We start from the raw sequence: 9,940 nt of genomic DNA, 5'->3' as shown, positions 1-9,940 counted from the left end.
TCAAGGTCATCAAGCGCCGCGCCTACGGATATCGAGATGAGGACTACTTCTTTCTCAAGATCCGCGCCGCGTTCCCCGGTATTCCTCGATGAACCCAAAAAAAGCCCGCGAACGGGCTTTTCGTGACAGTGCGCGGGGCTTATTGGAAGCCGGCGCGGTCCAGCATCTGCTGCACCTTGGGCATATTGCTGCCCACAGCGCTGATTGGGATGGTCTCAGCCTTGAAAGGCTTGTTCTGGGTCATGGTCTTCAGCGCAGGGTTGTCGGTCTGCACGTTCTTGGCAGCAGGCCACTCGTTGTTGCCATTGGCAAAGTAGGTCTGTGCTTCAGGGCTGGCCAGGTACTCCAGGAACTTGACGGCATTGTCCTTGTTCTTGCTGTACTTGGAGACCGCGCCGCCGGCGATGTTCAGGTGCGTGCCCCAGCTGCTCTGGTTGGGGAACACCACGCTGACCTTGTTGGTCACGGCGACATCGTCCGGGTTGCTCGAGCGCATCAGGCGGGCGAAATAGTAGCTGTTGGTGATGGCGATATCGCATTCACCTGCAGCCACGGCCTTGATCTGGTCGGTGTCACCGCCCTTGGGTGGGCGCGCCAGGTTGTCCTTGACGCCTTGCAGCCATTGCTGGGCCTTGGCTTCGCCGATGTGCTCGGTCACGGCGCCAAACAGGCTCAGGTTGTAGGGGTGCGATCCCGAGCGGATGCAGATCTTGCCCTTGTTCTTGGGATCGGCCAGCTTTTCGTAGCTGTCCACATCTTCCAGCTTGACCTTGTCCTTGTTGTAGGCGATCACGCGGGCACGGGTCGAGAGACCGAACCAGGTGATGCCGCCATCGGCTTCAGGTTGGGCGCGCAGGTTGGCGGGAATCACTTCCTCCAGTTTGGCCGAGCGGATCGGCAGGAACAGGTTGTCCTTCTCGCCGCGGTAGAGGCGGGCGGCATCGACCATCAGCACCACGTCAGCGGGAGAGGCAGCACCTTCGGCTTTGAGGCGGGCCACAATGCCTGCGTCGTCCGAGTCCACACGGTTGATCTTGATGCCGGTCGCTTTTGTAAAGTTGTTATAGAGCGCCTCATCTGTCGCGTAGTGGCGGGCAGAGTACAGGTTGACCACTTCTTGGGCTTGTGCCGCAGCACCTGCCGTGATGGCGCAAGCCAGTGCAAGGATTTTCAAAGAATGCATAGGGCAAAACGTCTCTGTAAAGTTGGAGCCGCGATCTTAAATGAAACGAGAATTGTTTCTATTTAATCCATTGCAAGCTCTGTGCTTATTCAGATCGTCTTAAGTGTGGCCCTGGCAATAAGAGGGGTGCAGCGAACTGTGGGCCAAACGCAAGGCAAAAAAAAGCCCGGCCGAAGCCGGGCTTGAATTGGATCGATGAAACCGGGTTTCGAAAAGATCCAAGGAGACAACTGGGTGCGTTGAAGTTTTCAACACAATGGGTAAATTATAGGGTTTACCCTTGACGCTGTCCAGCGCGCTGGCGAAAGTTTGACCAAACTGTAGGTCTTCAGCAACAGCAGCGCGCCAGGCAGGTCAGCAATTAGCGCTTGCGGGCGGTAGCGGCGCTGACGGTGCCAGCAGCCTTGACCGCGTTGTTGGTGATGGTGTTGAAGTTGGTCTCAGCCACTTCACCAGCTTGCTTGACGGCCTTTTGCACGGAGTCATAGGCGTTGTTGGCAGCAGCAACAGCGGTCTTCATCACGGCAACAGCGCTTTCGGAGCCGGCAGGTGCGTTCTTGGCAGCGGTGTCCACAAATTCGTTGAACTTGGACTGGGCTTCAACGGCCTTGTTTTCGAAAGCCTTGCTGAATTCCAGGCTGGTGGCTGCAGCGATTTCGTACAGGTGACGGCTGTAGGCAGCGGTCTTTTCGGCCATCGGTTGCAGCAGGCCGCTTTGCACGCTCAGCAGGTCTTGGGCGTTCTTGGCATCCAGCACGGCCGAGGTATTGGCCGAAACGTCGGACAGCGCAGCGCGGGTTGCAGCCACGTTCAGTTCCACCAGCTTTTCCACGCCTTCGAAAGCCTTGTTGGTCAGGCCCAGCAGGGTTTCCAGATTAGCTTTGTGTGCAGCCAGGATTTGGTCAGGGGTCAATGCCATGTTCATACTCCGTCTCGTTAGAAGTGTTGAAGGTACAAATCCGGGCACGTCCTGTGCGCCGGAGGTTTGTGCATTGCGTTGAATTTGCTGCACTGCACAATGACTCTATTGTTGGGCATCTGCGCGCCTTTTGCAAGCCTTTTTTGTGCAGTGCAGCAAAAAAGTCTTTTGTTTTGATTTCAATCATTTACCAGTTGTTTAATTGGTTGATAGGGTAACGAATTAATCGCTTGGCAATCGGCTGAAATCTGCTCGCTCTGAAGTTGTAGTCGCGCCATGTGTCAGCACGATGGCAATGCCTGTTTCTGCCTGTCTCCGACGGTGCAGTGCTGTGGTTCCTGCTGGGATCGGCACTTCTACAATGCCTGCAAACTTTGTGACCAGGATGGCCAAGATGTCTTCTTCGCAGCAGCAGCCAGCGCGCCCCCAGCCCCAGCCCCGATCGGCCTATGCGCAGTTTGTGCGCGTAACTACCCGCTGGGCTGATAACGATGCCTATGGGCATGTCAACAACGTCGTTTATTACAGCTGGTTCGATACCGCCGTGAACCGCTTGCTAATTGAAAAGGGCGTGCTCGATATTGAAGCGAGCAGCAGCATTGGCCTGGTAGTGGAAACCCAATGCCATTATTTTGCGCCGGTGTCTTATCCGCAGGATGTGGACGTGGGCGTGCGGGTGGCGCACCTGGGAAAAAGCAGCGTGCGTTATGAGCTGGCGATTTTTGTCTCCGGTGAATCGCAAAGCGCCGCTTGCGGGCATTTTGTCCATGTGTATGTGGACCGCAGCAGCCGCCGCCCGGTAGCCTTGCCCGATGCCACGCGCGTGGCGCTGGACAGCTTGCGTTTGACCTGAACCAGAGGCTTGCCCTGCCTTGCAGCAGGGCAGCGGGCAATCGCCTACACTTGCCGCTGTTGCGACCTTATGAAATAGGCGCTGGGTTGTGAATATGAGACATGGCGTCTGCCTGTAGCAGCCGAAGGGGCTGCTACACGTGTTGGCGCGCAACCCTGTGCTGCCAACCATGATTATCCAAAGTCTGCTGGACACCGACCTGTACAAGTTCACCATGATGCAGGTGGTGCTGCACCAGTTCCCGGGGGCCCAGGTGGAATACAAGTTCCGCTGCCGCAACCCCGGCGTGCAATTGGCGCCGTATGTGGACGAGATTCGCGCCGAAATCCAGCACCTGTGCAGCCTGCGTTTTGCCGATGACGAATTGGCCTATCTGCAGTCGCTGCGCTTTATCAAAAGCGACTTCATCGATTTTCTGCGGCTCTACCAGCTCAAGGAAAAATACATCAGCGTGCTGCCGCTGCCCAGCGGCGAGATCGACATCACCATCACCGGCCCCTGGCTGCATACCGTGCTGTTCGAGATTCCTGTGCTGGCCATCGTCAACGAGGTCTACTTTCGCAACACCCAGCCCGAGCCCGATTGGGCCGAGGGGCGCAGGCGCCTGGCGGGCAAGATCGACGCCATGCGCGGGCCGGGGCTGGAGTCGCTCAAGATTGCCGACTACGGCACGCGCCGGCGTTTCAGCCACCGCTGGCAGCGCGAGGTGCTGGGCAGCCTGGTAGGCGGGCTGGGCGTAGCCACCCATCCGGCAATGCCGGGCGAGCGCCGGGGCCAATTGGCCGGTACCAGCAATACCTTGTTCGCCAAGCAACTGGGCCTGACCCCGCTGGGCACCATGGCCCATGAATACCTGCAGGCCTGCCAGGCACTGGGCCCGCGCCTGCGCGAAAGCCAGATCTACGGCTTTGACATGTGGGCCAAGGAGTACCGGGGCGACCTGGGCATTGCGCTGTCCGATGTCTACGGCATGGACGCCTTTCTGCGCGACTTCGACCTGTACTTCTGCAAGCTCTTCGATGGCGCACGGCATGACAGCGGCGACCCCTTCAGCTGGGGCGAGCGCCTGATCGCCCACTACAAGCTGCACAAGGTCGATCCGCTGACCAAGATCCTGATCTTCAGCGATGCGCTGACGATACCGCGCACCATTGCGCTGTTCGAGCGCTTCCAGGGCCGCTGCCAGCTGGCCTTCGGTGTCGGCACCAATCTGACCAATGACCTGGGCTATGAGCCGCTGCAGATCGTCATCAAGATGACCCGCTGCAATGGCCAGCCGGTCGCCAAGATCTCGGACACGCCCGGCAAGAGCATGTGCGACGACGAAAAATACCTGGCCTACCTGCGCCAGGTGTTCAACCTCTCCCCCAGCCAGCACGTTCGCCCGCAAGGCGTGGCACCTGCCCCCGCGCGTGCGGGTTAATCGGGATGGCTGCTGCCGCCGGCAGCCTGCCTGGGGCGGTGGCCGCTGACTAAAATCACCGGGCTGTGTGTGCCTGCCGGACGCTGTTGGGCTGCCATGCATCAATAATCAGAAACGCAAGGAGCAGGCTATGGCGCAGGTGGGGCAACGGTATGGGGCGTGGGGCAGGGCGGCCGTGGGGGCGGCGGTGCTGGCGCCGGGCTGGGTCAGTGCGGCCACCATCAATGGCGCCGATCTGTCCGTGTTCTGGGGCATCCCCTTTGCCGGCATTCTGCTGTCCATCGCGCTGATGCCGCTGTTTCTGCCCAACTTCTGGCACCACCATTTTGGCAAGGTGGCGGCATTCTGGGCGCTGGCCTTTTTGCTGCCTTTTGCCGCAGTCTTTGGCCCGGGCCTGGCCGCCGGCAGCCTGGCCCATGCGCTGGTGGCTGAATACATTCCCTTTGTGATTCTGCTCACGGCCTTGTTCACGGTCTCGGGCGGCATCTATATCCGTGGCAACCTGCATGGCTCGCCGGGTTTGAACACGGCCATCCTGGCCATTGGCGCGGTGCTGGCCAGCTTCATGGGCACGACCGGAGCCTCCATGCTGCTGATCCGCCCGCTGATCCGCGCCAACGATGCCCGCCGCAGCAGCGCGCATGTGGTCGTGTTCTTTATCTTTATCGTCTCCAATGCCGGTGGCTCGCTCACACCGCTGGGCGATCCGCCGCTGTTCCTGGGCTTTTTGAAGGGCGTCGATTTCTTCTGGACCGTGCGCCACATCTTTGCCGAGACCCTGTTCTTGGTCAGCGCGCTGTTGGTGATCTTCTACCTGCTGGACCGCTATATGCTGCGCTTTGATGCGCAAAAGCCCCGTACCGATCCGACGCCCGACACCCACAATTTGGGCTTTGAAGGCAAGATCAATTTTGTGCTGCTGGGCGCCGTGGTGGCCCTGGTGCTGCTGAGTGGCTTCTGGAAGTCCGACCTGCAGTGGGACATTGCCGGTGTGGCCGTCGGCCTGCCATCCATCGTGCGGGATCTGGGCCTGATTGCGGTGGCCGTGCTGTCTTTCAAGCTCACGCCCGCGTCGGCCCATGCGGCCAACCAGTTCGACTGGGGCCCGATGCAGGAAGTGGCCAAGCTGTTCGCAGGCATTTTTCTGACCATCATCCCCGTCATCGCGATGCTGCAGGCCGGCGCCAACGGCCCCTTCGGTGCCGTGGTGCGTGCGGTGACCCGGCCCGATGGCTCGCCCGACCCGGCAATGTACTTCTGGGCCGCCGGTTTGCTCAGCAGCTTTTTGGACAATGCGCCCACCTACCTGGTGTTCTTCAACACCGCCGGGGGCGATCCCCAGGTGCTGATGGGCTCGATGGCGACTACCTTGGCGGCGATCTCGGCCGGCGCCGTTTTCATGGGCGCGAACACCTATATCGGCAATGCACCCAATATGATGGTCAAGGCCATTGCCGAAAGCCGTGGGGTGCGCATGCCCAGCTTTTTTGGCTATATGGCCTGGTCGTGCTCCATCCTGGTGCCGCTGTTTATCGTGATGACTTTTATCTGGTTCCGCTGAACCCCGAGGAAACTGCCGATGTCCCGCCCGAAAATTCTGATTGCCCGCGCCATTTCGCCCGAAGTGGTCACCGTGCTCGAACAACATTTCGACGTCCGCTCCAACCAGGACGATGTCGCCTGGTCGCCCGCCGAGCTGGCCCAGCACCTGCAGGGCATGGATGGCGTGCTGACCACCGGCTCGCAACGCATCGATGCGGCCCTGCTGGCCGCCTGCCCGCAGCTGCAGATCTGCGCCAACATGGCCGTGGGCTACAACAACTTTGATGTGGCCGCGATGACGGCAGCTGGCGTGCAGGGCACCAATGCCCCCGATGTGCTGACCGAGACCACGGCCGATTTCGGCTTTGCGTTGATGATGGCCACTGCCCGCCGCATCACCGAGAGCGAGCATTTTCTGCGCGCCGGCCAGTGGAAGGACTGGCGCTATGACCTGTTGGCCGGTGCCGAGGTGCATGGCAGCACCTTGGGCATTCTGGGCATGGGCCGCATCGGCCAGGCCATTGCACGGCGTGGTGCCCATGGCTTTGGCATGCAGGTGGTCTACCACAACCGCTCGCGCCTCAGCCCTGAGCTGGAAGCCGATTGCAAGGCCCGTTATGTGAGCAAGCAAGAGCTGCTCAGCACCGCCGACCACCTGGTGCTGGTGCTGCCTTACACCCCTGAAGCCCACCACACGATTGGCGCGGCCGAGATCGCCAGCATGAAGCCCAGCGCTACGCTGACCAATATCGCGCGCGGCGGCATTGTTGACGATGCGGCATTGGCCAAGGCCTTGGCCAACAAGACCATTGCCGCCGCCGGCCTGGATGTGTTTGAGGGCGAGCCTGCCGTGCACCCGGATCTGCTGGCGCTGTCCAACGTGGTGCTGACACCGCATATCGCCAGCTCCACGATGGGCACGCGCCGGGCCATGGCCCAGCTGGCGGCCGACAACCTGATCGCCTACCTGGGTGGCAAGGCGCCGGTCACGCCCGTCAACAACCTGGAGCACAGCCGCCGCCGCGCTGCCTGAACGCAAAATATTTCAATAAATTGGGCTGTTTGTGCCCACCAGGCGGGCGCAAGCAGCTATTATTTTTGCAGTCATCTCAAACGCGGGGAATGCCTGTGAATCTGGATCTGGATCGGTCGCTGCTCAGCCTGGTGCTGCTGGCCTTTGTGTTATTGGCGGTGCTGGCCAATTTGCTGGTCTTGCTGCTGCGCCGACCCAAGGTCGATCTGGGCGAGGCTTGGTTGCAGCAGCAGGAGCGCCAGGCCCGCGATCAGCAGCAAACCGTGCAGGCACTGGCGCGCAGCGAAGGCGCGCTCAGCCATCTGTCGCAGCACCTGACCTTGCAGCTGCGCGAACTCAACCAGGGCAGCCAGGATGTGATGGGCGAGTTCCGCGAATCGCTGGAAGCGCGCATGGCGCAAAGCCTGGCCGAATCGCGCCTGGGGCGCCAGGAACTGGCCCAGGCACTGGCCGGGTTCGAGACCCAGCTGGCCCAGCGCCTGGCCCACCTGGATGCCGCCGTCAACCAGCGCCTGTCGGTGCTCGATACCTCGCTCACCCAGCGCGTCGATGCGCTCACCCGCGCCAACCACCACAGCCTGACCACCCTCAAGACCGATGTGCAGTCGCACCTGAGCGGCATGCAGGATGGGGTGGGGCGCCAGCTGGCGCAGCTGCTGCAGGCCAACCAGCAGCAGGCCGAGCAGTTGCGCGGCACGCTCAATGAGCGCCTGGCCAGCATCCAGAGCGACAACGCCAGCAAGCTCGAAGAGATGCGCAAGACCGTGGATGAAAAGCTGCATGCCACCTTGGAGCAGCGCCTGGGTGAATCCTTCAAGCTGGTCAGCGACCGCTTGGAGCAGGTGCACAAGGGCCTGGGCGAGATGCAGACCCTGGCCGGCAGCGTGGGCGACCTCAAGCGCGTGATGACCAATGTGAAATCGCGCGGCACCTGGGGTGAGCTGCAGCTGGGCATGATCATCGACAACGTGCTGACCGCCCAGCAGTACGCCAAGAACGTCAAGACCGTGCCGGGCAGTGACGAGATGGTGGAGTTCGCCATCCGCCTGCCGGGCCACAGCGACGACAAGCCCGTGTGGCTGCCCATCGATTCCAAGTACCCGGTGGAGCACTACCAGCGCCTGATGGATGCGCAGGAAAGCATGGACAAGGCAGCGATCCAGTCGGCCAGCGTCGGTTTTGAAAATTCGATCCGCCTGGAAGCCAAGAAGATCTACAGCAAGTACGTGTCGCCACCCAACACCACCGATTTTGCGGTGCTCTACCTGCCCACCGAGGGGCTGTTTGCCGAGGTGATGCGCCGGCCTGGTCTTGTCGAGGCGGTGCAGAACGACTGCCGGGTCATGGTCTCGGGGCCGGCCAATCTGGCGGCCATGCTCAACAGCCTGCAGATGGGCTTCAAGACCCTGGCCATCGAAAAGCGCAGTTCCGAGGTCTGGGCCGTGCTGGGCCAGGTCAAGACCGAGTTCAACAAGTTTGGCGAGGTGGTCGAAGCCACGCGCAAGTCGCTGGACCAGGCGGCCAAGAAGTTCGAGCAGGTCGATGTGCGCACGCGCGCCATCAAAAAGCGGCTCTCGCATGTGCATGAGACACCGACGGCCGGCGAGATTGGCCCATTTACCACGGACCCGGACGAAGGCGACAGCGGTAACCCTATTTCCTAGAGGACAATGCAGGCCAAGCAAGTGCCAAGTGAACAAGGCACTGAAGGGAACGCGTGAATCGCGAATTGATACGGCTGATCATCGGCCAGTTTTTTGTCCATACCTGTATGACAGGCACGCGCTTGGCAGCTCCGCTGCTGGCCCTGCGCGATGGCCACACCCCCGGCGCGGTGGGGTTCCTGCTCAGTCTTTTTGCGCTGACCCAGGTGTTTCTGGCACTGCCGGCGGGCCGCTACGCCGACCGGCACGGCTTCATGAAGCCCATGCTGGCCGCCATTGCGCTGGCCTTTGTCGGCACCGCCATCGGCGTCGCCTTTCCCTGTTTTGAAGTCCTCTGCATCGCGGCGCTGCTGACCGGTGCGGGCTGCGGCATCTCGATCATTGCGCTGCAGCGCCATGCCGGCCGCGTCGCACATGAGGCCAGCGAGCTGCGCCAGATCTTCAGCTGGCTGTCGCTGGGCCCGGCGATTGCCAATTTTCTGGGCCCCATGGTCACCGGCCTGATCATCGACCACTCCACCGGCCAGGCCGGAAACAACCTGTCCTACCGCATCGCTTTTGCCGTGCTGGCGCTGTTCTCGGTGGTCGCCTGGTGGTGCGTGCGCAGCGCGCAGGAGATGGAGGCCGAGCCGCCCAAGAGCGATGGCCAGCCCCACCATGCCTGGGATTTGCTGCGCGAGCAGTCCTTCCGCCGCTTGCTGATCGTCAACTGGCTGGTGGCCTCCTGCTGGGATGTGCACACCTTTGTCGTGCCTTTGCTGGGCCATGACCGGGGGCTGTCGGCCTCCGAGATCGGTGCCGTGCTGGGCGTGTTTGCGCTGGCGGCCTTTGTGATCCGGGTGCTGCTGCCGACCATCTCGCGCCACATGCGCGAGATGACCGTGGTGATGGCCGCCATGGTGCTGACGGCCGCCATCTTTGCGATCTACCCGCTGATGCCCAATGCCTGGGCGATGGCTTTTTGCTCGGCCTTGCTGGGCATTGGCCTGGGCAGTGTGCAGCCCATGGCCATGAGCATGCTGCACCAGATCACCCCCGAAGAGCGCCATGGCGAGGCCGTGGGCCTGCGGTTGATGCTGATCAACGGCTCCAGCGTCTGCATGCCGCTGATGTTTGGCGCCGCTGGCGCTGCCATCGGGGTGGGCGGCGTTTTCTGGGTGATGGGTGCCTTGGTGGGTGCGGGCTCGCGCATGGCCTGGGTGCTGGGCAAAACGCCCTTGCCCAACTTCCGGGTGGTGGACAGCAGCCATGCCGCAGAACCCGCCGGCCATGCGCTGGCTGAGAAACAGGCCGAGTCACCCCACAAGCGCTGATCTTGGCCTC

At 61.5% G+C, this 9,940-nt stretch carries 8 protein-coding genes; 6 read left to right on the top strand and 2 right to left on the bottom strand.

Annotation, left to right across the window (positions count from 1 at the left end):
* Positions 1–139 precede the first annotated feature (139 nt).
* A complete protein-coding gene (locus EDF71_RS22870; RefSeq protein WP_133858836.1) occupies positions 140–1,183 on the bottom strand; it encodes an extracellular solute-binding protein in 1,044 nt (347 codons plus the stop codon).
* A gap of 361 nt (positions 1,184–1,544) precedes the next feature.
* Positions 1,545–2,102: a phasin family protein gene (locus EDF71_RS22865; RefSeq protein WP_027011309.1), complete on the bottom strand. Its 558-nt coding sequence runs from the start codon at positions 2,100–2,102 to the stop codon at positions 1,545–1,547.
* 385 nt (positions 2,103–2,487) lie between these two features.
* On the opposite strand from EDF71_RS22865, the gene EDF71_RS22860 reads away from it, so the two are divergent.
* The 6 genes from EDF71_RS22860 (at position 2,488) to EDF71_RS22835 (ending at position 9,930) form a co-directional block, all read left to right on the top strand.
* Positions 2,488–2,955, top strand: coding sequence for a thioesterase family protein (locus tag EDF71_RS22860; protein WP_133858835.1), 468 nt, complete (start codon positions 2,488–2,490; stop codon positions 2,953–2,955).
* 169 nt (positions 2,956–3,124) lie between these two features.
* Entirely contained in the window at positions 3,125–4,378 is a 1,254-nt protein-coding gene (gene pncB / locus EDF71_RS22855; protein WP_133858834.1) for a nicotinate phosphoribosyltransferase, read from the top strand.
* 130 nt (positions 4,379–4,508) lie between these two features.
* On the top strand, positions 4,509–5,939 hold the full coding sequence (locus tag EDF71_RS22850; protein WP_133858833.1) for a sodium:proton antiporter: 1,431 nt from the start codon (positions 4,509–4,511) through the stop codon (positions 5,937–5,939).
* A gap of 18 nt (positions 5,940–5,957) precedes the next feature.
* Positions 5,958–6,953, top strand: a complete 996-nt coding sequence (locus tag EDF71_RS22845) for a D-glycerate dehydrogenase (RefSeq protein WP_133858832.1) — start codon at positions 5,958–5,960, stop codon at positions 6,951–6,953.
* 89 nt (positions 6,954–7,042) lie between these two features.
* Positions 7,043–8,617: a DNA recombination protein RmuC gene (gene rmuC / locus EDF71_RS22840; protein WP_208301120.1), complete on the top strand. Its 1,575-nt coding sequence runs from the start codon at positions 7,043–7,045 to the stop codon at positions 8,615–8,617.
* A 53-nt stretch (positions 8,618–8,670) separates the two neighbouring features.
* Positions 8,671–9,930: an MFS transporter gene (locus tag EDF71_RS22835; protein WP_133858830.1), complete on the top strand. Its 1,260-nt coding sequence runs from the start codon at positions 8,671–8,673 to the stop codon at positions 9,928–9,930.
* Positions 9,931–9,940: the final 10 nt, after the last annotated feature.

The organism is Comamonas sp. JUb58 (assembly GCF_004364775.1).
Lineage (GTDB): Bacteria > Pseudomonadota > Gammaproteobacteria > Burkholderiales > Burkholderiaceae_C > Comamonas.
This window is presented reverse-complemented; position numbering and strand designations above follow the sequence as displayed.